The organism is Polaromonas sp. P4_F4 (assembly GCF_056401355.1).
Genome location: NZ_JBFUJO010000001.1, coordinates 245,489 through 270,723 on the forward strand (window position 1 = coordinate 245,489; position 25,235 = coordinate 270,723).

22 protein-coding genes and 1 pseudogene are annotated in these 25,235 nt (G+C 61.0%); 9 read left to right on the forward strand and 14 right to left on the reverse strand.

From position 1 onward, the window contains the following. Positions 1-14 precede the first annotated feature (14 nt). The 4 genes from AC1DUR_RS01210 to AC1DUR_RS01225 form a co-directional block, all read right to left on the reverse strand. Positions 15-1,544 carry a SpoVR family protein gene (locus tag AC1DUR_RS01210; protein ID WP_477717223.1) on the reverse strand — a complete coding sequence of 510 codons (1,530 nt, stop codon included), beginning with the start codon at positions 1,542-1,544 and terminating at the stop codon, positions 15-17. 29 nt (positions 1,545-1,573) lie between these two features. Continuing rightward, entirely contained in the window at positions 1,574-2,851 is a 1,278-nt protein-coding gene (locus tag AC1DUR_RS01215; RefSeq protein ID WP_477717224.1) for a YeaH/YhbH family protein, read from the reverse strand. A gap of 47 nt (positions 2,852-2,898) precedes the next feature. Continuing rightward, positions 2,899-4,821 carry a PrkA family serine protein kinase gene (locus AC1DUR_RS01220; RefSeq protein ID WP_477716967.1) on the reverse strand — a complete coding sequence of 641 codons (1,923 nt, stop codon included), beginning with the start codon at positions 4,819-4,821 and terminating at the stop codon, positions 2,899-2,901. Between the two features lie 402 nt (positions 4,822-5,223). Next, positions 5,224-6,327 (reverse strand): saccharopine dehydrogenase family protein, encoded by a 1,104-nt coding sequence (locus tag AC1DUR_RS01225; protein WP_477716968.1) that lies wholly within the window; start codon positions 6,325-6,327, stop codon positions 5,224-5,226. A gap of 221 nt (positions 6,328-6,548) precedes the next feature. Between AC1DUR_RS01225 and AC1DUR_RS01230 the strand changes: the two genes are divergently transcribed. After that, the gene (locus tag AC1DUR_RS01230; RefSeq protein ID WP_477716969.1) at positions 6,549-7,013 is read left to right on the forward strand and encodes an Lrp/AsnC family transcriptional regulator; all 465 of its coding nucleotides are present in this window, start codon (positions 6,549-6,551) and stop codon (positions 7,011-7,013) included. Between the two features lie 214 nt (positions 7,014-7,227). On the opposite strand, the gene dusA is transcribed toward AC1DUR_RS01230, so the two are convergent. Then, positions 7,228-8,262 carry a tRNA dihydrouridine(20/20a) synthase DusA gene (gene dusA, locus AC1DUR_RS01235; protein WP_477716970.1) on the reverse strand — a complete coding sequence of 345 codons (1,035 nt, stop codon included), beginning with the start codon at positions 8,260-8,262 and terminating at the stop codon, positions 7,228-7,230. A gap of 149 nt (positions 8,263-8,411) precedes the next feature. On the opposite strand from dusA, the gene AC1DUR_RS01240 reads away from it, so the two are divergent. From AC1DUR_RS01240 to AC1DUR_RS01250, 3 genes are all read left to right on the forward strand, one after another. After that, complete coding sequence (locus AC1DUR_RS01240) at positions 8,412-10,277, forward strand: M14 family metallopeptidase (protein ID WP_477716971.1); 1,866 nt, start codon at positions 8,412-8,414, stop codon at positions 10,275-10,277. 146 nt (positions 10,278-10,423) lie between these two features. Further along, entirely contained in the window at positions 10,424-10,819 is a 396-nt protein-coding gene (locus tag AC1DUR_RS01245; protein ID WP_477716972.1) for an RNA-binding protein, read from the forward strand. A gap of 80 nt (positions 10,820-10,899) precedes the next feature. Then, positions 10,900-11,463: a cupin domain-containing protein gene (locus AC1DUR_RS01250; protein WP_477716973.1), complete on the forward strand. Its 564-nt coding sequence runs from the start codon at positions 10,900-10,902 to the stop codon at positions 11,461-11,463. Positions 11,464-11,516: 53 nt separating this feature from the next. Here AC1DUR_RS01250 and AC1DUR_RS01255 read toward each other — a convergent pair whose 3' ends face one another. After that, positions 11,517-13,220 carry a cation:proton antiporter domain-containing protein gene (locus tag AC1DUR_RS01255; protein ID WP_477716974.1) on the reverse strand — a complete coding sequence of 568 codons (1,704 nt, stop codon included), beginning with the start codon at positions 13,218-13,220 and terminating at the stop codon, positions 11,517-11,519. A gap of 170 nt (positions 13,221-13,390) precedes the next feature. Then, positions 13,391-14,359 (reverse strand): LysR substrate-binding domain-containing protein, encoded by a 969-nt coding sequence (locus tag AC1DUR_RS01260; RefSeq protein ID WP_477716975.1) that lies wholly within the window; start codon positions 14,357-14,359, stop codon positions 13,391-13,393. Here AC1DUR_RS01260 and AC1DUR_RS01265 point away from each other — a divergent pair. Continuing rightward, complete coding sequence (locus AC1DUR_RS01265; RefSeq protein WP_477716976.1) at positions 14,325-14,807, forward strand: Bug family tripartite tricarboxylate transporter substrate binding protein; 483 nt, start codon at positions 14,325-14,327, stop codon at positions 14,805-14,807. The genes AC1DUR_RS01260 and AC1DUR_RS01265 overlap by 35 nt on opposite strands. 107 nt (positions 14,808-14,914) lie before the next feature. On the opposite strand, the gene phbB is transcribed toward AC1DUR_RS01265, so the two are convergent. The 3 genes from phbB to AC1DUR_RS01280 all read right to left on the reverse strand — a co-directional run bounded on the left by phbB (position 14,915) and on the right by AC1DUR_RS01280 (position 18,915). Next, complete coding sequence (phbB, locus tag AC1DUR_RS01270) at positions 14,915-15,652, reverse strand: acetoacetyl-CoA reductase (RefSeq protein ID WP_477716977.1); 738 nt, start codon at positions 15,650-15,652, stop codon at positions 14,915-14,917. 168 nt (positions 15,653-15,820) lie between these two features. Beyond that, the gene (locus tag AC1DUR_RS01275) at positions 15,821-16,999 is read right to left on the reverse strand and encodes an acetyl-CoA C-acetyltransferase (RefSeq protein ID WP_477716978.1); all 1,179 of its coding nucleotides are present in this window, start codon (positions 16,997-16,999) and stop codon (positions 15,821-15,823) included. Between the two features lie 173 nt (positions 17,000-17,172). Further along, the gene (locus AC1DUR_RS01280) at positions 17,173-18,915 is read right to left on the reverse strand and encodes a PHA/PHB synthase family protein (RefSeq protein ID WP_477716979.1); all 1,743 of its coding nucleotides are present in this window, start codon (positions 18,913-18,915) and stop codon (positions 17,173-17,175) included. 111 nt (positions 18,916-19,026) lie between these two features. On the opposite strand from AC1DUR_RS01280, the gene AC1DUR_RS01285 reads away from it, so the two are divergent. After that, positions 19,027-19,389 (forward strand): hypothetical protein, encoded by a 363-nt coding sequence (locus AC1DUR_RS01285; RefSeq protein ID WP_477716980.1) that lies wholly within the window; start codon positions 19,027-19,029, stop codon positions 19,387-19,389. Here AC1DUR_RS01285 and pgeF read toward each other — a convergent pair. Both pgeF and maiA read right to left on the reverse strand, forming a co-directional pair. Further along, the gene (gene pgeF / locus AC1DUR_RS01290; protein WP_477716981.1) at positions 19,297-20,109 is read right to left on the reverse strand and encodes a peptidoglycan editing factor PgeF; all 813 of its coding nucleotides are present in this window, start codon (positions 20,107-20,109) and stop codon (positions 19,297-19,299) included. The two genes, AC1DUR_RS01285 and pgeF, sit on opposite strands and share 93 nt — an antisense overlap. A gap of 190 nt (positions 20,110-20,299) precedes the next feature. Next, positions 20,300-20,938: a maleylacetoacetate isomerase gene (gene maiA, locus AC1DUR_RS01295; protein WP_477716982.1), complete on the reverse strand. Its 639-nt coding sequence runs from the start codon at positions 20,936-20,938 to the stop codon at positions 20,300-20,302. A gap of 180 nt (positions 20,939-21,118) precedes the next feature. Here maiA and AC1DUR_RS01300 point away from each other — a divergent pair, with 180 nt between their 5' ends. Continuing rightward, positions 21,119-22,153: an NADP-dependent oxidoreductase gene (locus tag AC1DUR_RS01300; RefSeq protein ID WP_477716983.1), complete on the forward strand. Its 1,035-nt coding sequence runs from the start codon at positions 21,119-21,121 to the stop codon at positions 22,151-22,153. A 60-nt stretch (positions 22,154-22,213) separates the two neighbouring features. Here the strand turns inward: AC1DUR_RS01300 and AC1DUR_RS01305 are convergent. Then, a pseudogene (locus AC1DUR_RS01305) lies at positions 22,214-23,195 on the reverse strand (LysR family transcriptional regulator). 228 nt (positions 23,196-23,423) lie between these two features. On the opposite strand from AC1DUR_RS01305, the gene AC1DUR_RS01310 reads away from it, so the two are divergent. Further along, positions 23,424-24,215, forward strand: a complete 792-nt coding sequence (locus AC1DUR_RS01310) for an aspartate dehydrogenase (RefSeq protein WP_477716984.1) — start codon at positions 23,424-23,426, stop codon at positions 24,213-24,215. Between the two features lie 105 nt (positions 24,216-24,320). Continuing rightward, complete coding sequence (locus tag AC1DUR_RS01315) at positions 24,321-24,623, forward strand: antibiotic biosynthesis monooxygenase family protein (protein WP_477716985.1); 303 nt, start codon at positions 24,321-24,323, stop codon at positions 24,621-24,623. Between the two features lie 107 nt (positions 24,624-24,730). Here the strand turns inward: AC1DUR_RS01315 and AC1DUR_RS01320 are convergent, their stop codons facing one another. Next, on the reverse strand, positions 24,731-25,177 hold the full coding sequence (locus AC1DUR_RS01320; protein WP_477716986.1) for a MarR family winged helix-turn-helix transcriptional regulator: 447 nt from the start codon (positions 25,175-25,177) through the stop codon (positions 24,731-24,733). Positions 25,178-25,235 lie beyond the last annotated feature (58 nt).

Below are 25,235 nucleotides of genomic sequence, written 5' to 3' on the forward strand. Positions count from 1 at the left end.
ACATTCCCAGCCGTTCAGACGTGTGGCAGCGCCTCCCAGTGCTGCAGCACCTTCCCGTGCTTGTCCACACTCTCGAGCAGCACCCGAAAACCCCACAGGCGGGCAACATGCTTCAACACTTCCTGGGCTTCGTCAATAAGCGGGCGGTCATTGTTGCGAGAATGGCGCAAGGTGAGGGAGCGGTCGCCACGAACGTCCACGTTCCAGACCTGGATGTTGGGCTCGCGATGATTCAGGTCGTGCTGGCGCGACAGCGCTTCACGCACCCGCCGGTAACCCGCTTCGTCGTGGATCGCCGACACTTCCAGCTCTGTCTCGGCGGCATCGTCCAATATGGAGAAAAGCCGGAACTCGCGCATTAAATGAGGCGAGAGGTATTGCCCGATGAAACTTTCGTCCCGGAAGTGCCGCATGGCGTGATCCAGCGTCTTGAGCCAGTCGGTTCCGGCGATGTCGGGGAACCATTGACGGTCTTCCTCGGTCGGCGCAACGCAAATCCGCTTGAGGTCGCTGAACATGGCAAAGCCCAGCGCATAGGGGTTGATCCCGCTGTAGGCCGGGTGTGTGACCGGCGGCTGGTAAATGACGTTGGTGTGCGACCGCAGGCACTCGATCATGAAGCCATCGGTCAGCAAGCCCTCGTCGTACAGGGAATTGAGCAGCGTGTAGTGCCAGAACGTGGCCCAGCCTTCGTTCATGATCTGGGTCTGCCGCTGCGGGTAAAAATACTGGCCGATCTTGCGCACGATGCGAACCACCTCGCGCTGCCAGGGCTCCAGCAGCGGCGCGTTCTTCTCGATGAAATAAAGAATATTTTCTTCCGGCTCTATCGGAAAGCGGCGGCTGGTTTTTTCAACCTGCTTGTCCGCTGACTTGGGCACGGTGCGCCACAGATCATTGAGCTGCTGCTGCAAATAGGCCTCGCGGTCCTTGCGCCGCGCCTCCTCCTCCGCCAGCGAGAGCTTCTGTGAACGCCGGTAACGGTCCACACCGTGGCTCATCAGGGCATGGCAGGAGTCCAGCAGCTCCTCAACCGCTTCCCACCCATGGTGTTCCTCGCACTCGGCGATGTAGCTACGGGCATACACGAGGTAGTCAATGATCGAGCTGGCGTCCGTCCACATGCGGAACAGGTAGTTTCCCTTGAAGAAGGAGTTGTGGCCATAGCAGGCGTGAGCCATCACCAGCGCCTGCATCGGCATGGTGTTTTCTTCCATCAGGTAGGCGATGCAAGGGTCGGAATTGATCACGATTTCGTAGGCCAGCCCCATCTGGCCCCGACGGTAATTTTTCTCGGTGGCAATGAACTGCTTCCCAAACGACCAGTGCCGGTAGTTCACCGGCATGCCGACGGATGCATAGGCGTCGATCATCTGCTCGGCCGTGATCACCTCGAGCTGTACCGGGTAAGTGTCCAGGCCGAACTTCCGGGCTGCCCGCGCGATCTCGGTGTGATAGGTCTCTATCAGCTCGAAAGACCAGTCCGGCGGGCTGGGCAGGCGCTCAGGCCGGCGTTCGATAGCCGGCAGTTCCGCCTGCGGCATTCCGGAGCGCACGCGCGGCTTTGTTCTGCTCATGTGCTGGCGCCCTTCTTGAACAGTTCCCTGAACACCGGGTAAATCTCCGCGGCATCGCTGATCTTGCGCATGGCGAAGTTCTGGCTGGTATCTTGCACCTGGGTGTACTCTTCCCACAGGTTCTGGTCTTCCTCGCCCACCTGCACATAAGCGAAGTACCGCGACACCGGAAGCAGCTTGCCCATCAGCAACTCGCGGCACCTGGCCGAGTCCTGATGCCAGTTGTCGCCATCCGAAGCCTGGGCTCCGTAGATGTTCCATTCGCCCGGCGGGTAGCGGGCCTGGATAATCTGGTGCATCAGCGTCAAGGCACTGGACACCACCGTGCCACCGGTTTCAGTCGACTGGAAGAATTCTTCTTCGGAAACCTCGGTGGCCTGCGTGTGGTGGCGAATGAAGATGACGTCGGTCCTCTCGTAATGGCGTTTCAGGAACAGGTACAGCAAAATAAAAAACCGCTTGGCAATATCCTTGCGCGCCTCGTCCATCGAGCCCGAAACATCCATCAGACAGAACATCGCCGCCTTGGCAGTCGGCAGAGGCACCCTGACCCGGTTACGGTAACGCAGGTCAAACGGATCAAAAAACGGGATCTTCCCAATCCGTCGACGTAGCGCCTCAATTTGCACGGTCAGCGCATGAATCTCTCCAGGCAATGCCGGCGTCTGGCGCATGGCTTCTGCCAGCTGCGCTTCCAGCTCCAGCAGCCGCCGCCGGGTATCCCCGCCCAAGGCAATACGCCGGCTCAGCGCGACCCGCATCGAACGCACCACATGCAGGTTGGTCGGCGTTCCCTCGGAGATGAAGCCCGCACGCCGGAACTTCCACTCGGGTGCATCGGGCAAGAGCTGGGTCCGCACCAGATGAGGCAGCGCAAGATCGTCAAAGAAGTACTGCATGAACTCTTCGCGTGTGATGCGGAACACGAAGTCGTCTTCGCCGGTGGCGTCCTGGCTGGCACCCGGACCTGGCCCGCCGGCTCCACCGCCCGACGGACGCTCGATCCGGTCGCCGCGCACATAGTCACGGTTACCGGGGTGGACGGTCTCGCGAATGCCGCCGGATCCATGTCCAAACACCGGCTCGGACACGTCGCGCCGCGGCAGTGTGATGTCCTCGCCCTGCTCGATGTCGTGAATACTGCGGCCAGCCACGGCACGGCGAACGGCTTCCCGGATCTGCGCGCGAAAGCGGCGCAGGAAGCGTTCGCGGTTGCCGATCGATTTGTTCTTCCCCGACAACCGCCGATCAATGACTTGCTGGAGCACTGTGATCTCCGGTCTGATGCAAAATGGCGCGCCCGTGCGACAGGCTGCGAACTTCAGGAGCTTTTGCGAACGCGCAGGTACCAGTCACACAACAACCGGACCTGGCGGGTGGTATACCCCTTGGCGACCATCCGGTTGACAAAGTCCTCGTGTTTTTGCTGCTCGTCCGCACTCGCCTTGGCATTGAATGAAATCACGGGCAGCAAGTCTTCGGTGTTCGAGAACATCTTCTTCTCAATCACGCTGCGCAGCTTCTCATAGCTTGTCCACATCGGGTTCTTGCCCGCATTGTTGGCCCGCGCGCGCAGCACGAAGTTGACGATTTCGTTGCGAAAATCCTTCGGGTTGCTGATGCCTGCCGGTTTTTCAATTTTCTCAAGCTCGGCATTGAGCGCAGAACGGTCGAAGATTTCCCCGGTATCGGTATCCCGGTATTCCTGGTCCTGAATCCAGAAGTCGGCGTAGGTGACGTAGCGGTCGAAAATGTTCTGGCCATATTCCGAATACGACTCCAGATAGGCCGTTTGAATTTCCTTGCCGATGAACTCGGCATAACGCACCGCCAGGGTTTCCTTGATGTAGGCCAGGTATTGCTGCTCGGTCTCGGGCGAAAACTGTTCGCGCTCGATCTGCTGCTCCAGCACGTACATCAGGTGCACCGGATTGGCCGCGATTTCGGTGGAATCGAAATTGAACACCTTGGACAGGATCTTGAAGGCAAAACGCGTCGAGATGCCGCTCATGCCCTCATCCACACCCGCGTAGTCGCGGTATTCCTGGTAGCTCTTGGCTTTGGGATCGGTGTCCTTCAGGTTCTCACCGTCATACACCTGCAGCTTGCTGAACAAGCTCGAGTTTTCCGGCTCTTTCAGACGCGTCAGCACCGCAAACTGCGCCATCATCTTCAGCGTTCCGGGGGCACAGATCGCGTTGATCAGGGAAGAGTTGCGGATCAGCTTTTCGTATATCTTGACTTCTTCCGACACGCGCAGGCAGTACGGCACCTTGACGATGTAGATGCGGTCGAGGAAAGCTTCGTTGTTCTTGTTGTTTTTGAAAGCCTTCCACTCGCTTTCGTTGGAGTGAGCCATCACAATGCCATCGAACGGGATGGCGCCAAAGCCCTCGGTACCCTTGAAGTTGCCCTCCTGGGTCGCAGTGAGCAGCGGATGCAGCACCTTGATGGGGGCCTTGAACATCTCGACAAATTCAAGCAGACCCTGGTTGGCCAGGCACAGCCCACCGGAATAGCTGTAGGCATCCGGGTCGTCCTGGGCGTAGGTTTCCAGCTTGCGGATATCGATCTTGCCCACCAGCGAAGAAATGTCCTGGTTGTTTTCGTCGCCAGGCTCGGTCTTGGAAATGGCACATTGCTTCAGGATGGAGGGGAAACGTTTGACCACACGGAACTGGCGGATGTCCCCCCCGTACTCGTCAAGCCGTTTGACCGCCCATGGCGACATCACCCGCTGCAGATAGCGCGGCGCAATGCCGTACTGGGATTCGAGCACCGGGGCGTCTTCGGCATTGTTGAACAGGCTGAGCGGTGACTCATTGACGGGCGAGCCTTTCAATGCATAGAAAGGCACTTGCTCCATCAGTTGTTTGAGCCGCTCGGCGATCGACGATTTGCCGCCGCCCACAGGCCCCAGCAAATACAGGATCTGCTTTTTCTCCTCCAGGCCCTGTGCGGCATGGCGGAAGTAGGACACCACCTGCTCGATCGGATCTTCCAGCCCGTAGAAGTCCCGGAATGCCGGGTAGATCTTGATGACCTTGTTACCGAAAAGGCGTGACAGCCGCTGATCATGCCGGGTGTCCAGCAGCTCAGGTTCACCAACGGCTGCGAGAATTCGCTCAGCCGCCGTTGCATAGACAAGAGGGTTGTGCTTGCACGCCTCGAGGTATTCCTCGATGGACAACTCCTCCTCCCGCGTTTGCTCATACCGCGCCAGGAAATTGCGAACGACATCCATAGGGCCTCCTATGTATGCGGCAAATGAAGGTTCTCGACCCGTGGCAAAGAATCTCTTCAATTACCGCTTATGACTCGAATGTATACCTCAAGTCTTGGTGCTAGGTAGATTTTAAGGTCAGATAAAAGTTCCGGTAAAGGAGCATTGCACGCCACTCCTTCTTTTTTTCAAATACGCAACGGTTGACGCGCACACCGAACCTCCAGCGTAATGCCAAATGGCGCCGTCCTCCGGCAAAACACCTCGGAAAGAGTTTCACGTTGTTTCGCAGAGCCGCTCGAAGATGCTTCGCCAGCAGCAGCGCAACAGCAAGGCAGCGCCACCCTGACACGACTGCCAGCATGCTGCATTTACCGTAGCATGTCCTCACGGGAGCCTCGATGCGGAGCTTGAAGCAGGTCGTCATACGGATTTTGCCTCCGCAAAATTTTCGATGCAGGCGCGGCCAAACCGGTTCTGCAAAAACTCGTCGAGCGCTATCTGCTCCTGCCCGATAAAGCCGGCTTGAGGCAAGGTGCCCTTCGCCACCAGGTCGAGCGCGGTGCAAATTCCGGCGGCTGTCGTCAACTGTATGGCGCTCAGGGAGTTCCCGTCAATCTCGGTACCCACCATGCGCGCGAAATACGACTCCTCAACCAGACGCTGATTGCGGTAGCCAGAAGCGGAGGCAAACACCACAATGACGTCCTGCCCCGTCACCGGGATCGCTGCCTCCAGAATATCCTTGAGCAAGTCCCGGCGTTCACGCAGCCGCAAGTCGTTCAGCAATAACTTCATGACGGCGCAGTGCCCGGGGTAGCGGGCCGATTTGTAGTCGACGTTGCGCGCCTTTCCGCGCAGGGTCTCCGCGAGGGTACCCAGCCCGCCCGATGTATTGAAGGCCTCATATTCCACGCCGTCCAGTACAAAGGTCTCGTAACCTTCGAGTGCCGTGACCTGCGTGGGCTCGCCATCCACGATGGCGTTGCACGGATTGCAGTATTCATTAATGAGTCCCTCGGTGCTCCACGTCAGGTTGTAGCGCAACCCGTTGAGGCAATAGCGCGGCAGCGCGCCGACGCGCAGATGCAGGTCCAGCAGACGGTCAAACCGGCGCGCAAGATCATGCCCCACGACGCCAATGAAGCCGGGTGCCAGCCCGCACTGGGGCATCAGCACGCTGGCGGCATCCACCGCCAGTGCGCGAATGGCCTGGGCACTTCCTACGTCCTCGGTCAGGTCGAAGTAATGGACACGCGCCTTGGCGCACATGCCGGCAACGGTAAGGGCGCAATGAAAGGGCAGCGCGTTCAGCGTGGCGTAGCGCCCAGACAGGGCGCGGGCCAGCGAGGCCTCGTCATTTACCACCATCACATCAACACCCAGGGCGGCCAGCGGTTTCAGCCGGTTGCTGTCCTGGTCGGCCACCAGAATCTCATAATCGCCGGCCTGCTTGAGCAACACGGCCATGGCAAAACCGATTTGCCCGGCACCCAGTATGGTGATGGGCTTGACAGTGGTGGCCATACCCTTTCCTTTCATGCTGTTTTTCGTGCTGTTCTCGTACTGTTGCGGCTATGGAGGACTAAACACCTGCTTCAGCCCACTTCATCACTGCTCCATCTCGAAGCTCCATCCAGGCCTCATTCACCTTCATCGTACGACTCATCACTGTCAATGTGTATTGACAATTCCGTCGAAAACGTGTTTTATATTGGTCATAACGACTTTATTAACAGTCAATTTGTATGAGCATGCATCTGGATGACACTGACCGGCGCTTGCTGAGCCTCCTGCAGGCGAATGCGCGCGAGCCTGCCGCCACCCTGGCGCGCAAACTGAAGCTGGCGCGGACCACGGTGGTGGCGCGCCTGGCACGGCTTGAACGCGACGGCGTGGTGGCGGGGTACGGCGTGCGACTGGGCCAAAGACTGGACAGTGCCGCTGTGCGCGCCTACTGCAGTCTGAGCATCCTGCCCAAGACAGCAGCCTCCGTCCTCAAAGCACTGGCGCAGATGCCCGAGATTGAAGAGGTGTCGGCCGTCAGCGGACAGTTCGACTACCTGGTTTTCCTGCGCTGTGAAACCCATGAGCAGCTCAACACGCTGCTGGACCGCATCGGCCTGATTGAGGGCGTCAACCACACACAGACGTCCATCGTGCTCAGCCGCAAGATCGACCGGCGCAGCGCCGTCGGGCTCTCACAGACCTGAGGGAATCAAGGGGAGTACAGAAGCAAGGGAGGCTGCGCACGCCGCATCAGCAATTTGCTCCCGGCGCACCAGGCCATCCTGGCCGCCCTCCCCGGCGCTTCCAAAAGCTGCAACCAGCTCCAGGCAGCGCCAACTGCTACATTTTTAATAGCTGATTGCCCTACATTAACCAAGGGCTAATGGTCAATTTAGTCTCAAACAAGGGGTAACCGGCTTATGCAGCCTCCTGCACAGCTCCATGCGCCAGCGCCATCACATCGCGCGGATGCAGAGCCTTGAGCTTGTGGTCGCTCCATACCTGCCGCCAGCGGCGTGCACCGGGCAGGCCATGGCGAAGGCCCAGCATATGGCGTGCGATGCCGCTCCAGGGCGTGCCGTGCTCGGCGGCTTCGCGTGCCATGTAGTCCACCATCTGCGCTTCAACGGATTCTCGCGTCCGCCCGACATCAGTCGCACCGTAGAACGCCGCATCCCAGACGCTGAGCCACCAGGGGTTGTGATACGCCTCGCGGCCAATCATCACCCCGTCGAGTTGCTGCAGCTGCTCGGCCACCTGGGTGCTGGTGGTGATGCCGCCGTTGATGGCGATGGTGAGTTGCGGAAACTCGGCCTTGAGCCGGTGCACCAGTTCATAGCGCAGCGGCGGCACTTCGCGGTTTTCCTTCGGGGAAAGGCCCTTGAGCCAGGCATTGCGCGCATGGATGATGAAGGTGCTGCAGCCCGCCTCGCTGACCGCGCCCACAAAATCACGCACGAAACCGTAGCTTTCGCCCTTGTCGATGCCAATACGGTGCTTCACCGTCACGGGAACGGACACCACGTCGACCATGGCCTTGACGCAATCGGCCACCAGTTGCGGCTCGGCCATCAGGCAGGCGCCGAAGGAGCCGCGCTGTACCCGCTCGCTGGGGCAGCCGCAGTTCAGGTTGATCTCGTCATAGCCCCACTGCTCGCCCAGCGTGGCGCACTGGGCCAGTTCGGCCGGCTCGCTGCCGCCCAGCTGCAAGGCCACCGGGTGCTCCTCCACGCCAAACCGCAGATGCCGCGGCACGTCGCCATGAACCAGGGCGCCCGTTGTCACCATCTCGGTGTACAGCAAGGCGTGGCCCGTCAGCAGGCGGTGAAAGTAGCGGCAATGCCGGTCCGTCCAGTCCATCATCGGGGCAACGCTCAAACGCCACGGCGAATGCGCGCGGCTATCGGTAATTGAAGGCAAAGAATCGGCTAAGCCGGGAACAGGCGTTGACATGGGTCCAATTATCCCAGCAGAGTAAAAAGCCTACAGTTACCCCCGTTGTCTCTGGGCAAGACGGGGGCACGCCAGCGAGGCAGACCGCGTCCCCAAGCCGGGTAACATGTCCTGAAACGGCTGGCGCACAACACGAAGGAATTGACAGCATGAGCAAACCCGCGGTACCCCCCCATGCATCCGGCACCCGGTCGCCAGACCAGCGGCCCTGGGCCGGACGAATCGGGTTGGCGGCGGTGCCGCTGGCCTTGCTGGCGGCGTGCGCGTCGGTACACCTGCCACCCTGGACACCTTCCTCGCCAGCTCCGGTCGCAAGCGCACCGGCAAGTCCCCGGCCCATTGCTGCCACCGTGGCACGACCGGCTGCGCCCTCTGCGGCCGTGCAGATATCGCCGGTCGCCCCACCCTCATCCCTATCGCCGTCTGCCGCCGCTGCTGCAACGCCCTCCACAGCGCCCGCCGATCCGCCAGCACCGTACAGCGCCGCTGTCGCTGCCCGCTTTCCGGCACCCTCGGTGATTTACAACACACCCGGCCTGCAAGCCGGCCGCACCAGCTTCACCACCCAGACTGAAATCCAGACCTGGCTGCGCGATCAGGCGATGGCCGCGTCGCGTGCGCCGGGCGTCACGGCGGCCGTTTTGCCCATCGGGCGGTCCCAGCGTGGCGAACCCCTTGAGGCGCTGGTCCTGACCCATGCCGGCGGTACAGACCCGTCCGCCCTCCAGACGGCAGGCCGGCCCACGGTATTGCTGGTGGGGCAGCAGCATGGCGACGAACCCGCCGGCAGCGAGGCGCTGCTGATCATTGCCACGGAGCTTGCACAGGGCCGTTTGCGGCCTGTGCTGGAACACATCAATGTTGTCATTGTTCCGCGTGCCAATCCCGATGGCTCGGCCAGTGACCAGCGGGTGACCACCGGTGGGCTGGACATGAATCGCGACCATTTGCTGCTCAACACGCCTGAAGCCCAGGCACTGGCCCAGCTTACGCGTGACTACCGCCCCATGGTGGTCGTGGATGCACACGAATACACCGTGGTCGGCCGCTTCCAGCAAAAGTTTGGCACGGTGCAGAAGTTCGACGCGCTGCTGCAATACGCCACCACTGCCAATATCCCCGAGTTTTTGACCAAAGCCGCCGAGGAGTGGTACCGCCGCCCCCTGCTGGCAGCCCTTAAAACCCAGGGCCTGAGCACCGAGTGGTACTACACCACATCCACCGACCTGGCCGATAAAAAGATCTCCATGGGCGGCACACAGCCTGATACGGGCCGCAATGTGAACGGCCTGAAGAATGCCGTGAGCCTGCTGATCGAAACACGCGGTGTGGGCATCGGGCGGCTGCACATACAGCGGCGCGTGCATACCCACGTGACGGCCATCAGCAGCGTGCTCGCCAGCACTGCTCAGCGCGCCAGCGACCTGAACCAGCTCCGCCCCTACCTCGACAAGGAAGTCAGCGCCCAGGCATGCAAGGACGAAGCCATTGTGGAAGCGGCAGCTACGCCCGCCCAGTACGAGCTGCTCATGCTGGATCCCGTGAGCGGTGCCGACAAGGCTGTCACAGTGGACTGGGACTCGGCGCTCGCGCTGCGCAAGGTCAAGGTGCGCGCTCGTCCCTGCGGGTACTGGCTGTCCGCAGACTCGGGCAAAGCCGTGGACCGGCTGCGCCTGCACGGCGTACAGGTGTTGCGCGTGGCAGAGCCCGGCTCCCTGCTGGGCGACAGCTACCGGGAAAGCTCGCGCACGACAGGCGAGCGGCAGGACGTGCGCGGCACGATCGCAGGCGGCGCACCGGTCATCAAGACGCAAGTGAGCCTGCTGCGCGGTGTGGTCGATGTGCCGCGCGGAAGCTACTACGTGCCGCTCAACCAGCCTCTGGGCAACCTCGTGCTTGCCGCGCTGGAGCCCGACACACAGAGCAGCTATTTTGCCAACCAGATCGTGGACAGCCTGCAAAGCACCGTGCGCGTGATGGCCGAGCCGGCCATCAAATTCGAAGACTTGCCTTGAGCCATTCTCTTGAGCCGTTCTGCGGTCCACCAACTGGTGGGCGATGGTCTTGACGCCTGAGTCTGACAGGAAGAGGATGTCATGGCTGACCGGGCGCAGAGGATTTTCGCGCCTTAATGATCAGGTTGATGCAAAAAGGACAGGCCATGAAAAACTTTGAATTGACCAAAAAAATACTGAATATGGGCGGTGTTTTTTACCCGACGGGCTACGCGGTCATCATGTTTCCGGATGCCGCAGACGCCCGCAAGGTTGCCAGTGAACTTGAGGCAGGCAACGACGGCGTCATGCTTCTGAGCCCGGAAACCATCCTCAAGGAAATCAGCCCGGCCGATGGACATTCAGATGTACATCTGCCGTCTGTGGGTACCGAAGGGGCGACCGTCCATAAATTCGGCGATCTGGCACGGGAAGGCCACTATGGACTGATGATTCCCGTGCACTCCGGGGAGGACACCGAGCGCGTGATGGCGGTGGTGCGCAAGGTGCCGTTTTCCTATGCCCAGAGATACCACTCGCTGGCCATGGAGGACCTGGAGTAGCCTCTGGCCTCATCCCGAGAAGCCTCTCTCTCTGCGAGATGGGGGTGAAGGATCATCGGACTTGAGGCAAACTGCGCCCCATGACCCAGACCCAGCCTCGCCTTACCGGTGAACAGCGCGCCCGGCAACTGGTTGCCTGCCTGCAACTGCAGCCCCATCCCGAGGGCGGCTGGTACCGCGAAGTCTTCCGCTCGGACCTGCAGGTACAGCCTGCGGATGGGCGGCCGGCGCGCCAAGCCCTCACGTCCATTTACTTCCTGCTGGAGGCCGGGCAGCATTCCCGTTGGCACAAGGTGCTTTCAGATGAGGTCTGGGTATACCTCGAAGGCGGGCCGCTTGAACTCTGGGCGTGGGATGCGACCCGCCACCAGGCAAGCTGTATCCCGCTCGGTCGCGTCAGCGCCTCGGAGGACATGGCCGGGCCACTCTCGCATCAACCCCAGCACGTCATTGCGGCGGGCCTCTGGCAAGCCGCCCGGCCCCTGGCCGGTCATCCCGACGGATTCACCCTCGTGGCCTGCATGGTTGGCCCCGGATTCGATTTTTCCGATTTCCAGATGATGCATACCGATGGCCACGAAGCGCAGTTGATCAGGCGTGAGCACCCTCACCTCTCGGTCTTCATTGAAAACGCTGCTTCATGAGCAACCCCACGTGTCCGCCGCGCTTCGTTCGTGTGCGGGCTTAAAAGCCTCCGCTAATGCACAACACTGGCGGCCGAGCGCTCAAGCACATGGCGCGTCATCGCCTGTGCCAACTCATGCTCCCTCAGAAACACCTTGCCGGCATTCTCCTGATCCAGCAGCTTGGCCTCCGCCTCGTTGTGTGTGCGCACCACGGTTTCAATCGCCGGGTTAAGCGCCCGGGCCGTCGCAATCATCTGCCGCACATCCAGCGTGTCGGGTGTGGCGATCACCAGCATGCGGGCTTGCGCAATATGCGCCTGAATCAGCACATCAGGCTCCGACGCGTCACCTGACACCGCAGGCAAACCCTGCTCCCGCAGCCGTTCAACCGCCTCGCGGTTTTGCTCGGCCACGACAAAAGGGATGTGGTGGGCCCCAAGCGCCTCCGCGATGCGCCGCCCTACCCGCCCATAACCGACCAGCACCACATGGTGCGAGAGATACTTCGCTTCAGTGCTGGCCGGCAGCTGGGCCGTCGGGTCGTCACGTGCTTCCAGTTTGCGTGCCAGTGCGGACTTGCCCAGTATCCATTGCTGAAAAGGTTCAACGGCCTTGAAGACCAGTTGGTTCAGCGCAATCGAGATCAGCGCTCCGGCCAGCACCAGGCTTTGCCCCTCCGGTGGCAACAGTCCAAGCGACGCACCCAGGGCTACCAGAATGAAAGAAAATTCGCCGATCTGCGCCAGGCTGGCAGACACCGTGAGCGCGGTATTGAGCGGGTAGCGAAACGCCATGACGAGCAGCCCGGCCGCCAGCGATTTGCCCACGATGATGATGCCCACCACTGCCAGCACCTGCAGCGGGCGCTCAAGAAGCACCCAGGGGTCAAACAGCATGCCGACTGAAACAAAGAACAGCACCGCAAAAGCGTCACGTAGCGGCAGCGACTCTTCTGCGGCACGGTGACTGAACTCGGACTCGCGCATCACCATGCCGGCAAAAAATGCGCCCAGCGCAAACGACACACCAAACAGCGCCGTCGCACCAAACGCAATGCTGACGGCTGCCGCCACCACGCACAAGGTAAAGAGCTCACGCGAACCCGTGCGCTGCACATGCCACAGCACCCACGGAAAAAACCGCCGCCCTACGACCAGCATCAGCGCGACAAAGCCGCCAACCTGCAACAGCGTCATGCCCAGCGTTTTCCACAGCATGTTGACATCGGCGGAGGCATCGGTTTTACCAGATAGCCAGCTGCCCAGCGGCGGCAACAAGACCAGTACCAGCACCATGGCCAGGTCTTCCACCACGAGCCAGCCCACGGCAATGCGCCCGTTGACGGAATCAAGAATCCCCCGACTCTCAAGCGCGCGGAGCAACACCACCGTACTGGCCACCGACAGCGAAAGCCCGAACACCAGCGCGCCGCCCAGGTTCCAGCCCCACCAGTGCGCCAGCCCCATACCCAGCGCAGTCGCCACAGTCATCTGCACCACAGCGCCAGGCACGGCAATCTTGCGTACCGCCAGCAAATCATCCAGCGAGAAATGCAGACCGACACCAAACATCAGCAGCATCACGCCAATCTCGGCAAGCTGGCTGGCAATCCCGGCATCGGCCACAAAGCCCGGCGTGAAGGGCCCGATGATCACGCCCGCCAGCAGATAGCCAACGATGGCGGGCAAGCGAAACCGTGCAGCCGCAAAGCCAAAGATCAAAGCCAGACCCAGGCCGGCGGCGATGGTGCTGATGAGGGAGACGCTATGGGGCATGCGGGAGGGGTTCCTTCAACAAGAGGCGGAGAGAGGCGGGCGCGAACGAAAGCCGCGCAAGGCAGTGCGCCGATCTAATTTACTACAGTCAGAAGGAAACAAGGCGAAGCAAAAATAGTACGCGATAGTCCGGGACAGTGCGTGGTAGTGCGCGTTCTGAAGCACCGGGTTCACGGCTTTCGCTGGTGCGCAGCATCGCCGTAATATTGTTCGCACAGCTCCCGCGTCAGGCTCACGAGAAACCGGCTCAGGCGGGTAGCCGGGCGCGCCTTGGGAACCGCAATACATAGGCGGTTGCGAATCACGGGTGCGTGGATGGCAGCCATGAAAGGCGGTGTGTCATGCGTCCACTCCCGTATGGCGCTGGCCGGTAGCACGGTTGCGGCCACGCCGCGCGCAACCAGCGACAGCACGGTTTTGATCGAATCCACCTCCGCCACCACCTTGAGCAGGTAACCTCGGGGCTTGACCTCGTTTTCAAGCAGTTGTCGCAAGGAATTGGGCTTGCTGGGCAGGACCAATGACAGTGCCGCCACCTCGGCCAGCCGGATGCGTGGTGGCAGGGAGGTTGAGGCCATCAGCACCAACGGCTCACGCACGATGGTTTCAATATTCAGCAGCGGCGACGCGGGTGGGTCAAACAGCACCGCCACATCGAGGCGGCCGGCCACCAGCCATTCACGCAGACGAATGCTGAGCCCCTCTTCCACGCTGATGGCGGCATCAGGGAACTCGGCGCGAAAGCGCTCCACCAAATCCGCCGTCATGGCGTGGGCGACGCGCGGCGGCAGGCCGATGGTGATGCGACCGCTGGGGATGAGCTTGCGCTCCTGCATGTCAGCCCGGGCCCGTTCCGCCAGCTCAAAAATCGCCCGCGCATGCGTCAGCAGCGCCAGCCCCGCGTCGGTAGGCTCGGCGCCACGCCCTGTGCGGTCGAGCAGGCGTTGACCGATTTCCTGTTCGAGCAGGGCCACCTGCTGGCTAAGCGCGGGCTGCGACATCACCAGCACCGCTGCAGCCTTGCTGAAGCTGCCGGCCTCGGCAACGGCCACAAAATATTCAAGACGGCGTAAATCGATGATGGGCTCCTGCTGAACAGTCGAAATGGATCCACATGGCCGGTCGATCCTGCTGGTCACCGGCACCTTCATGACACATATTCCCTACCGCGGCACCGGACCGGCGCTGACCGACCTGCTGGCAGGGCGGACGCAGGTTTTCTCTGCCGGAACACCAGCGCTTCTGCCGCACATCCGCAGTGGCCGCCTGCGCGCGATTGCCGTGGGCACGCCGGCCAGACTGCCAGCCCTGCCGGACGTCCCCACCGTGGCCGAGATGGGCTACCGCAACTTCGAGTCTGTGCAGTGGTACGGCATTCTGGCCCCGGCCGGCACACCCGTCGAGATTGTCCAGCGCCTGCAGCAGGAGTCGGCCAAGGCGCTGCAATCACCCGCAACGGCTGAGCGCTTTGCGGGCGACAGCGCAACCATTGGCGGGCAGCCGCCGGCAGAATTCGCAGCCTTCATTCGCGGTGAACAGGCCATCTGGAAGGACATCGTGCGGCAGGCGCGCATCAAGCCTGATTGAACCTCCGCTAAAAATTTGGCCGTGACCGGTACGATCTGCAGTCATCAAGTCAAGTGCCCAATAAAAAAACCCGCCGAAGCGGGTTTTTTTATCCTGCATGCGGGCACTCAGCCCATGTGCAAACCGCCATTGAGCGAGAAGTCCGCGCCGGTAGCATAACCACCTTCTTCAGACGCAATCCAGGCAATGATGGAGGCAATCTCTTCTGGCTGGCCCAGGCGCTTGGCGGGGACGCCAGCCACAATTTTCTCCAGCACATCAGGGCGTATGGCCTTGACCATGTCCGTGCCGATATAGCCCGGGCTGACGGTGTTCACCGTCACGCCTTTGCTCGCCACCTCTTGCGCCAGCGCCATGGTAAAGCCGTGCAGGCCGGCCTTGGCGGTAGAGTAGTTCACCTGGCCAAACTGGCCTTTCTGGCCATTGACCGATGAAATGTTGACGATGCGGCCGAAGCCCGCCTCAATCATGCCTTCAATGACCTGCTTGGTCACATTGAACATGCTGTCGAGGTTGGTCGAAATCACCGCATCCCAGTCGGCCTTGCTCATCTTGCGGAACTGGCCGTCGCGCGTGATGCCGGCATTGTTCACCAGCACACTCACCAGGCCATGCTCTGCCTTGACTTTGTCAAAGGCGGCCACCGTGGAATCCCAGTCGCCCACATTGCCGACGGAGGCGTAGAAGGTGTAACCCAGCGCCTTCTGCTCGTCGAGCCATTTGGTGAAATCACGCGTGGGTCCGCAACCTGCGATCACCGTGAAGCCATCTTTGGCCAGCCGCTGGCAAATGGCGGTTCCAATACCACCCATGCCGCCGGTCACATACGCTACTTTTTTGCTCATGTCGTTCTCTCCTTGATATGCAATTTTGCGAAATTGTTCTGCTTTGCTCTGAGTTGCTCTGCGTTGCTCTTGTTTACCCTAATCTACTCTGCTCCATTCCGATCGGCTATCTATTCAATAGCCTTCAGCGGGGTAATTGCGCGGGCATCGGGCTGTTTTACCTGAGGTTCAGCGCTCCAGCGTGAGCGCCACGCCCATGCCGCCGCCAATGCACAGGCTGGCAATACCTTTTTTGGCATCGCGTCGCGCCATCTCGTGCAGCAGCGTCACCAGGATGCGGCAACCGGACGCACCAATCGGGTGGCCGATGGCAATTGCGCCCCCATTGACGTTGACCTTGCTGGTGTCCCAGCCCATTTCCTTGTTCACCGCGCAGGCCTGCGCGGCAAAAGCCTCATTGATCTCCAGCAAGTCCAGATCCTGCGCCTTCCAGCCGGCGCGTTGCAGCGCCTTGGTCGATGCCGGAACCGGGCCCATGCCCATGTAGGCCGGGTCCAGGCCGGTCGTGGCGTAGCTTGCAATGCGTGCTAGCGGCTTGAGGCCGAGCGCAGCAGCCTTTTTGGCCGTCATGACCATCACCGCCGCCGCACCATCGTTCAGGCCCGAGGCATTTCCGGCCGTAACGCCACCGGCCTTGTCAAAGGCGGGGCGCAGGCCGGCCAGGCCCTCTGCATTGGTTTTTCGGTTGATGAACTCATCGGCCGCAAACACCAGCGGGTCGCCTTTTTTCTGCGGAATGGAAATCGGAATAATCTCGTCCTTGAATTTACCGGCGTCCTGAGCAGCGGCGGCCTTGGTCTGACTGGCCAGCGCCAGGGCGTCTTGCGCCTCACGGCCAATGCCGTATTTTTTGGCAACATTCTCGGCGGTGATGCCCATGTGGTACTGGTTGTAGACGTCCCACAGGCCGTCCACAATCATCGAGTCAATCATTTTCCAGTCGCCCATGCGCTGGCCGTCACGCGAGCCGTTCAGCACGTGCGGCGCCGCACTCATGTTCTCCTGACCGCCGGCAATCACAATTTCGCTGTCGCCTGTCGCCACGGACTGCGCCGCCAGCATGACGGCCTTGAGGCCGGAGCCGCAAACGGCATTGATGGTCAGTCCGGGAATGCCGTTCGGGAAGCCCGCCTTGATCACGGCTTGGCGCGCCGGATTCTGGCCCACCCCAGCCGTCAAAACCTGGCCGAGGATGACTTCGCCCACCTGCTCGGAACTCAAGCCTGAACGCTCGAGCACCGCCTTGATCACGGCTGCGCCAAGTTCGGTTGCAGGTGTTTTCGCCAGGGAACCGCCAAATTTTCCAACGGCCGTGCGGCCTGCTGAAACGATAACAATGTCTTCCATGATGTCTATCCTTGGTGTGAAGTCGTGTTGCAAAGTCTTGTCGTGACATTCTCCCGGAGGTACCCGTCGGTTGAACGTCTGCCATGGGCTTTTTTGATACCTGAGCCCTGTAAATTATTGGATACTTTCCATGTTTTTATGGAGGTTTGAGATGAAGATTGAGACGGTCATCCTCAGGCCTTCACCTTGACGTACCGGCCCGGCGCGGGCTCGATCTTCTTGTGCTGGCGACCGCCGTAGCCCTTGGGCGCGGCAATTTGCTTGCCGGCATAGCCCTTAAGCCAGTCGGACCAGTCCGTCCACCAGCTGCCGGGGTGTTCCGTGGCATTTTTCTGCCACTCAGCCTGCTCCGCGGGAAACTTGCCCTGCGGCAGCTTGTCGTTGGTCCAGTAGCTGCGTTTTTTCTTGGCCGGTGGATTGATCACGCCAGCAATATGGCCCGAAGCGCCCATCACAAAACGCTTTTTGCCCGGCAGCTGCTGCGTTGACGCATAGGCCCCGCCAATTGGCACGATATGGTCCTCGCGCGAGCCGTAGATATAAACCGGCATGTCGAGCTTGCCCAGATCGACCTTTTGGCCGCACACCACGGTTTTGCCTGGCTTGATCAGGTTGTTCTCAAAATAGGTGTTGCGCAGGTACCAGGCGTAAAACGGGCCCGGCAGGTTTGTGGAGTCGCTGTTCCAGTACAGCAGGTCAAACGGCGGCGGCGTTTCGCCTTTCAGGTAGTTGCCCACCACGTAGTTCCAGACCAGGTCATTGGGTCGCAGGAAGCTGAAAGTAGCCGCCAGGTCCTGCCCCTTGAGCAGCCCCCCTTTTCCCATCTCCGCCTCACGGTACTTGACGGAATTTTCGTCGATGAAGATATCCAGGATTCCGGTGTCGGTGAAGTCAAGAAGCGAGGTCAGCAACGTGACGCTGGTCACCGGCTTTTCACCGCGTGCGGCGAGCACGGCGAGCGCCGTTCCCAAAATCGTGCCTCCAACGCAAAATCCCAGCGCATTGATGGTCTTGGCGCCGGTGATCTCCTGCACCACCTCAATAGCTTTGATGGCGGCGTGCTCGATGTAGTCATCCCATGTGTTGCCGGACATGGACTCGTCGGGGTTACGCCAGCTCACCACGAAAGTCCGGTGGCCCTGGCTGACTGCATAGCGGATCAGCGAGTTTTCGGGCTGCAGATCCAGAATATAAAACTTGTTGATGCAGGGCGGAACAAGCAGAAAGGGCTTTTCATAGACCTTCTCCGTCAGTGGTTTGTACTCCAGCAGCTGGAAGAATTCATTTTCGAATACCACCGCGCCTTCGGTCGTGGCAACATTTTTGCCCACCTCGAAAACACTTTCGTCCGTCATTGACAGATGGCCCTGCTTCATGTCGTGCAGCAGGTTCTGGATACCCCGGGCAATGCTCTCGCCCTTGCTGGCAATGGCTTTTTGCTGGGCTTCGGCGTTCAGGGCCAAAAAGTTGCTGGGCGCCGTTGCCGCCATCCACTGCTCAACGGCAAATCGGAGGCGCGCCCTGGTTTTTTCATCGCCCTCCACCGCCTCGGCCAGTCCCATCAAGGTGCGGGCATTGAGCAGGTAGGCGGAGGCCGAGAACCTGGAGACAGGGTTGGCATTCCAGGCTTCACCGGAAAAGCGCCGGTCAGAGACGGCGGCGGCGGCGGTACCGGTCTGAACGCCCTGGTTCCAGAGCGCTGAGGCGTCTTGGACGTATTGCTGCTGCAGTTCTTGCAGCTTGACAGGATCGAAGCGGAGGGACGGGAGAGCCTGCTGGAATGTGGACAGATCGATTTGCGGCAAACCGGCTGGTGGGTGCGCTGTGCCGAATGCGCCCAGCACCTGCTGGAAGCCCGCGCCAAAAGTTTCTTGCATCTGTCGGGCCGCCTGGGACCACTGCGCGTCAGAATTCATCTTGCCTCCTTGATGAGATGGAGTCCTGAAGACCCTTTTTTCGCCTTTTTACACAGGCTTTCAGTATCGTAGGGTTTTCTTCGAAATTTCTGACCGAACTCAGAGTTTTATATGTATTTGATTGTCATCGCCTGGATCTACGTCGTGCTCATGATGAGCGTTGCTGAAGCCACCAACAGCAACGGAACGGTGTTGGGAGCGCTTATTACCTTTGTACTCTATGGCGCGGGTCCTGCGGCATTGGTGGTTTACCTAATGGGTGCCCCGGCACGCAGCAGGGCGATCAAGAAACGCGAGGCCGAAGAGTTCGCGCAGCGAACGCGCGCCGATGCAGGTGATGATGTTGACGCCGCCGGTGCGATCTCGGACACGGCAACCCCGTCATTCCATCCAGATGCAGGCAGCCATGCGCCCCGTAGTGCCGAAACCGTTGCCGCCAACGCCCGCGTCCCGCCGGTGGGAAAAGAACCTTGAAGGATTGCTCACGGTGCACCAGGGAGCACTGCCGTCATTGCCATAAATTTGCGTGACACCCAAGGCCAGCAACCGGAGGCGGGCCAGCGCGGGCAGATCGGCCAGGTACTTGCCAGCCCCGGCCAGCGCAAACAGGCTACCGGCTTCAGGCTGTGCAGCTTCAAATGCCGCCTTGACTTCAGGGCCCACCTCAAACGCCGAGGGCCCAATGCACGGACCCAGCCAAGCTACTATTTTGATAGTATCCTGCGCCCGCCTCTTCCTGGCGAGCGCGGTAAAAGAGCTGTAAACCGTCTCCAGAACACCTCGCCCACCCTGAGTTCCACTACCCGCCAGCCCCCGCCAGCCGGCATGCGCCGCGGCTACCACGGCCCCGTCTTCAGTGGCCAGCAGCACAGGCAGGCAATCGGCGACCATGATGGTGCAGGCCAGCCCGGACTGCACCGTGACGCAGGCATCGGCCTGCTGGCCATCGGCGGTGTCCGGGCCAAGCTCCAGCACCTCGCTGCCATGAACCTGCTTGAGGAATACGGAGCGGGTGCCGGTTGCACCCTGCAAAAGCGAGCGGTTGGTGGCCACGCGCTCAGGCAAGTCGCCCACATGGTCACCCAGATTCATGCTGTCGTAGGGCGCGGCAGACACGCCTCCTGAACGGGTTGTGAACACAGCCCGAACACCTTTGGGCGCAGGCCAGTCGGGAATCAGCCAGCGTGCATCCATAGCGACCTGGTCTGCAGAGCAATTTTCCGACGGGCCGCCCCTAGGAAAATTAGCCCCCGAGGGGCTGGAGCCTGCGGCTCCGAACCTGCTTGAGCAGGTTTGGACAGGCGACGGAGGCGACGCGTCCCGCGAGCCGCGGCCTGCAAGGCCTCGCGAACCACACGGAGTGGGGAGCGTGGGGGCCACATTTTCAGGCTTCGTTATCGGGGCAGGCCGAAGGCTGGGCCTTCTGGAACGCCGGGAGCGCCATGCAGGCGTCATACGCCGCCATGGTGCGCGGCAAACCGTCGAAGTTCACATTGAAGCGTTTGGCGTTGAAAATCTGCGGCACCAGGCAACAGTCGGCCAGCGTGGGGGTGTTGCCGTAGCAATAAGTGGAGGCCGGCAACTGGGCCAGCTGCCGCTCGAAGGCTTCCAGCCCTTCGCGGCACCAGTGGCGGTACCAGGTGTTTTTGGCCTCTTCCTCCACCTTGAGCTCCCGCACCAGATACTTGAGCACGCGCAGATTGTTGAGCGGATGAATTTCGCAGGCAATCGACTGGGCCAGCGCACGCACCTTGGCGCGGCCTGCCGCATCGGCGGGCAGGAGTGGTGGCAACGGATGCTTCTCGTCCAGGTATTCGATGATGGCCATCGACTGCGACAGCTTTTCACCGTCCACCTCCAGCAGCGGCACCAAAGTGTCGGCAGAAAGGGCTGCATAGGGTTCTTTTTTATGGTCACCCCGGGCAATGTGCACGGCAATGTACTCATAGTCCAGGGCCTTGAGTTCCAGCGCAATCCGGACGCGGAAGGAGGCGGAGGAGCGGAAATAGTTGTGAAGCTTCATCCTGAAAGCATAAACTGAAATGCTGGGTGCCAGCCATCCGCGCAGCCTGTAAAAGTGTTGCCGACCTGTACAGGTTCCGCCGAATCACCTGCGCGACTCGCGGCCGGGCCTGGCGCGGCTACCATGCGCAGCTGCCGCAAAAAGCGGTCACCTGCAACCTGCCCTCCATGGAGACACCTCATGAGCGCCATCACCGAATTAGTTAACCGCCAGATCCGCCTGGCCAGCCGCCCGGCGGGCCTGCCCACCCGCGCCAACTGGGACTTCACCACCGAACCGGTGGCGGAACCCGGCCCAGGTGGCGTGCTGGTTAAAACCCTTTGCCTCTCCCTCGACCCGGCCATGCGCGGCTGGATGAACGACGCCAAAAGCTATATCCCGCCGGTCGAGCTGGGCGCGGTCATGCGCGCCGGCGGCGTGGGCAAGGTCATCGCCTCCCAAAACCCGGCATTTGCCGTGGGAGACTATGTCAATGCCGGGCTGAATGTGCAGGAGTACTGCCTGATTCCGGCGGACCAGGTCAAGCGCAGCGGCATGTTCAAGATCGATCCGCGCCTGGGACTTACCCAGTGGCTCAATGTGCTGGGCATGCCGGGCATGACGGGCTACTTTGGCCTGATGGACGTCGGCCAGCCCAAGGCGGGCGAGACTGTGGTGGTCTCTGGCGCGGCCGGGGCCGTGGGGCAAACCGTGGGCCAACTCGCCCGGCTCAAGGGCTGCCGCGTGGTCGGCATTGCCGGTGGCAAGGCCAAGTGCGACTGGGTGGTTAACGAGTTGGGCTTCGACGCCTGCATCGACTACAAGAACGGCGACGTGCGGGCCGGCCTGAAGGAGCACTGTCCCAAAGGCGTTGATATCTACTTCGACAACGTGGGCGGCGAGATTCTCGACCTGGTGCTGGCCAAACTCGCACGCGGCGCGCGCATCATCATCTGCGGCGCGATCAGCCAGTACAACAACACCACGCCCGTCAAGGGTCCGGCCAACTACCTCTCGCTATTGGTGAACCGGGCGCGCATGGAAGGGATTGTCGTGTTTGACTACGCCGACCGCTACCACCTGGCCGTGGCTGAGCTGGCGGGTTACCTGAGGGCCGGCACCATGAAAAGCAAGGAAGACGTGGTGGTCGGCCTGGACACCTTTCCCGAGACGCTGCTCAAGCTTTTCAACGGGGAAAACTTTGGCAAACTGGTGCTGCAGGTGGCCCAGGACTGAAACGGTCTTGCTGACACTGCCATCCGTCTGGGGTGTCCCCAAAGGACAGGGCACCTGCGCTCATTTGCCGATTTTCACACCCGTCAGTGAAGCCCATGGCCGACCGGCCAGGATGAGGTCAACGAACGCCTGCGCGGCCGGGGACAGCGAGCGCCCCTTCAGGGTTGCGATGTAAACACCATCGGTGACCGCAGGGCCGACCATTGGAACAAACCGCGCCAGCGTGCTGTCAAGCGACCGCGCAATATGCAAGGGGCAGATGGCGATCCCCAGCCCCTCCTGCGCCAAGCCGATGGCTGTGCCCATGTAGGCCACTTCGTAGGCGGGCTCCTGCATCACCTCGGCCCGCGACAAGGCTTGCTCGACCACCCGGCGGAAGGCACTCTCCTTGTTCAACAGGTATCAAGGGCTCTCCGACGAGCTGCGCCCAGTTCACGCCACGCTGGGCGGCGAAACGGTGCCCGCGGGGAACGACAACGCCAACCCGGCTGCCTTCAATCAATGTCAGCGCGATGTCGTCACTCACCGGGCCGAAGTTCCCTATCGCCAGATCGGCTTCGCCCGAGCGTACGCCATGGATGTTGTTTGCCGCCAGCCGGTCGTGAACCACCACACGCAGTTCGGGGAACCGTCGGCCGAGCGCCGCGCACAGCGATGGCACGAAGCTGGCCGCCAGCAGCGGCGTCACGGCAACTGTGACGCGGCCCCTGCGCTTGAGGTTCAGGTCACGCAGCACCTCCAGGCCACCGTTCAGGTCGTGCAGGACGCGTTGTGCCACAGGCAGCAACTCCAACCCGGCGACCGTGAACTCGACGCTGCGTGTGGTCCGGTCGAACAGACGAGAGCCGACTTCCTCCTCGAGCTCCCGGACCAGCGCGCTTAGCGCGGACTGGGTGATGTGAATCTGTTTCGCCGCAGCCGTAAAGCTCTTGGCCTGCGCCAGGGCAACAAAGGCGCGAAGCTGTCTCAAGGTCACATTGGCCCGTGCCAATGGCGACGCTGTAAAAAGGCTGTCGATCAACCCCGACTTGTTGCTGGCCATGTGAATATAAATTTGCGCGCAGTTAAATCCGATGGCAACGATACCCGATCGTTCGGATTCGACGCAGCCGTTAACCGCAGTTTTGACATTCAGCGCGCCAGGTGATCAATCCAGCAAAAAAATCCGTTTGTATGGAGACAGGCCTCCCACTTCTAATTCGGCATCAGCGGAAACAAGGCCACAAAATCACCATGTCACAGGAAATCCCCACCACCCCTGCGGGTCGCATTGATCGGTTTTGGCGCGATCGGCGCCGAGTTGTACCGGGTGCTTCAAACGTCGCCGGACCTGGTCGATGTGCAAGGCGCGCTGGTCATGGGCGGCACAGCCATCACCCCCCCTCCCCCAGGCTCGGATCCCGGCCCACCGCGATGGAACTCGCTTGCGGACCTGCTGCACAGCGCGCCGGACATCGTTGTTGAATGCGCGGGCCACCAGGCCGTGGATGCCTACGGTGAACAGGTCCTGCGCGCGGGATGCGACTTGCTGCTGGTTTCGGCCGGCTCATTGGCGGATGCCGCGCGCCACAACAGGCTCTGTCGGGCCGCTGAGAACAGTGGCCGCCAGCTGTTGCTGGCCTCTGGTGCCGTCGGCGGCATAGACATCCTCGGCGCGGCGCGGCGGGCCGGACTCAGTTTCGTCCAATACCGCTCACGCAAGCCCCCTGCCGCTTGGCGCGACACGGCCGCCGAATCCTGCATCGACCTCGACGCGCTGACCGGGCCCACGGTGTTCTTCAGCGGCAGCGCTCGCATGGCGGCGCTGGCCTATCCGAAAAATGCCAATGTCGCAGCAACCATTGCACTGGCGGGCCTGGGTTTCGACGAAACCCAGGTCGAACTGATCGCAGACCCACAGGTGGACGGTAATGTCCATGAAATCGAGGCCGATGGCGCGAGCGGGCGCATCTCTATCCGCATCGATGGCCGAGCTTCTTCGACCAACCCGAAGACCTCGATGGTGACAGCCTACAGCCTGGCCAACGCGTTGCTGAACCGGCGTGCGGCTGTGGTGATTTGACAGCTGCCAGATCAGGCTGACCGCAGCGCTCGATAGTTTGGCGCTAGAGTTACCCCCTACGCAGTATTGACCCCGATAGTGCGCAACATCAACACAGGACCGTTCATGATTCTCGAACTCGCCGACATCCGCATCCACCCCGGCCAGCAAGCCGCTTTTGACGAAGCCATCCAGCGTGGCGTCAGCACCGTGATTTCCAAGGCCAAGGGATTTCAGGGTTTCAAAGTCAACAAAGGCATTGAGAGCCCCGAGCGCTACATCCTGCAAATCTTCTGGGAGACGCTGGAAAATCACACCGTGGACTTCCGCCAGTCACCAGCCTTTGCCGATTGGCGCGCCATTGTCGGGCCGTTTTTTGCCGGCCCGCCCACCGTGGAGCATTTCGACCTGCTGGCCAAATCGGCCTGAGCCAACCGTTCGACCAAAAGAAAAGCGGGGTTTTTTAGCCCCGCTTTTCTTTGTTTTTCTTTGTTTTTCTTATTTACTGCCTTCAGGATGCCATCATTGAGATGCCATCATTGCCTGGCAGCTTTTTCGTGCCCGGCGATCATCTTGCCGAGCAGCGCGCCCAGTTGCGCCCGCTCGTCAGGATCCAGCGGACCCACAATGCGCTGCTGGGCCCGGCTCACCGCGCGTTTCATCTGCAGCGCAACCTTCTCCCCTTCCGGCGTGATCCAGAGCAGTTTGCGGCGCTTGTCGCCCGGATCTGCCTCACGCTTGACCCAGCCTTTGGCCTCCAGCCGCCCGATCACCGAACCGAAAGTGGCTGGGTCGAACGCCACCCGCCCTGACAGCGTGATCTGATCTTCGCCAGGGTCATCCATCAGCGCGTTCAGGATGGCAAACTGCACCGGCGTCGCGTCAAAACCCGCCGTCTCCTCCATGAAGATCGCCACTGCAAGCTGTTGTGCCCGGCGAATGAGGTGCCCCGGAGCGTCACTGAAATTAAAGCTTTTTGCCATGTGCGGAGTTTAAACGCTCAGGGTAAGTACTAAGTCAATAAATGATATGTATACTTAT

Excerpts from the sequence above, each read along its gene's own strand:
- AC1DUR_RS01210 (WP_477717223.1), bottom strand. The coding sequence starts at position 1,544 with ATGCCGCAGGCGGAACTGCCGGCTATCGAACGCCGGCCTGAGCGCCTG.
- AC1DUR_RS01220 (WP_477716967.1), bottom strand. The coding sequence starts at position 4,821 with ATGGATGTCGTTCGCAATTTCCTGGCGCGGTATGAGCAAACGCGGGAG.
- AC1DUR_RS01225 (WP_477716968.1), bottom strand. The coding sequence starts at position 6,327 with ATGGCCACCACTGTCAAGCCCATCACCATACTGGGTGCCGGGCAAATC.
- AC1DUR_RS01230 (WP_477716969.1), top strand. The coding sequence starts at position 6,549 with ATGAGCATGCATCTGGATGACACTGACCGGCGCTTGCTGAGCCTCCTG.
- dusA (WP_477716970.1), bottom strand. The coding sequence starts at position 8,262 with ATGTCAACGCCTGTTCCCGGCTTAGCCGATTCTTTGCCTTCAATTACC.
- AC1DUR_RS01240 (WP_477716971.1), top strand. The coding sequence starts at position 8,412 with ATGAGCAAACCCGCGGTACCCCCCCATGCATCCGGCACCCGGTCGCCA.
- AC1DUR_RS01245 (WP_477716972.1), top strand. The coding sequence starts at position 10,424 with ATGAAAAACTTTGAATTGACCAAAAAAATACTGAATATGGGCGGTGTT.
- AC1DUR_RS01250 (WP_477716973.1), top strand. The coding sequence starts at position 10,900 with ATGACCCAGACCCAGCCTCGCCTTACCGGTGAACAGCGCGCCCGGCAA.
- AC1DUR_RS01255 (WP_477716974.1), bottom strand. The coding sequence starts at position 13,220 with ATGCCCCATAGCGTCTCCCTCATCAGCACCATCGCCGCCGGCCTGGGT.
- AC1DUR_RS01265 (WP_477716976.1), top strand. The coding sequence starts at position 14,325 with ATGGATCCACATGGCCGGTCGATCCTGCTGGTCACCGGCACCTTCATG.
- phbB (WP_477716977.1), bottom strand. The coding sequence starts at position 15,652 with ATGAGCAAAAAAGTAGCGTATGTGACCGGCGGCATGGGTGGTATTGGA.
- AC1DUR_RS01275 (WP_477716978.1), bottom strand. The coding sequence starts at position 16,999 with ATGGAAGACATTGTTATCGTTTCAGCAGGCCGCACGGCCGTTGGAAAA.
- AC1DUR_RS01280 (WP_477716979.1), bottom strand. The coding sequence starts at position 18,915 with ATGAATTCTGACGCGCAGTGGTCCCAGGCGGCCCGACAGATGCAAGAA.
- AC1DUR_RS01285 (WP_477716980.1), top strand. The coding sequence starts at position 19,027 with ATGTATTTGATTGTCATCGCCTGGATCTACGTCGTGCTCATGATGAGC.
- pgeF (WP_477716981.1), bottom strand. The coding sequence starts at position 20,109 with ATGGATGCACGCTGGCTGATTCCCGACTGGCCTGCGCCCAAAGGTGTT.
- maiA (WP_477716982.1), bottom strand. The coding sequence starts at position 20,938 with ATGAAGCTTCACAACTATTTCCGCTCCTCCGCCTCCTTCCGCGTCCGG.
- AC1DUR_RS01300 (WP_477716983.1), top strand. The coding sequence starts at position 21,119 with ATGAGCGCCATCACCGAATTAGTTAACCGCCAGATCCGCCTGGCCAGC.
- AC1DUR_RS01315 (WP_477716985.1), top strand. The coding sequence starts at position 24,321 with ATGATTCTCGAACTCGCCGACATCCGCATCCACCCCGGCCAGCAAGCC.
- AC1DUR_RS01320 (WP_477716986.1), bottom strand. The coding sequence starts at position 25,177 with ATGGCAAAAAGCTTTAATTTCAGTGACGCTCCGGGGCACCTCATTCGC.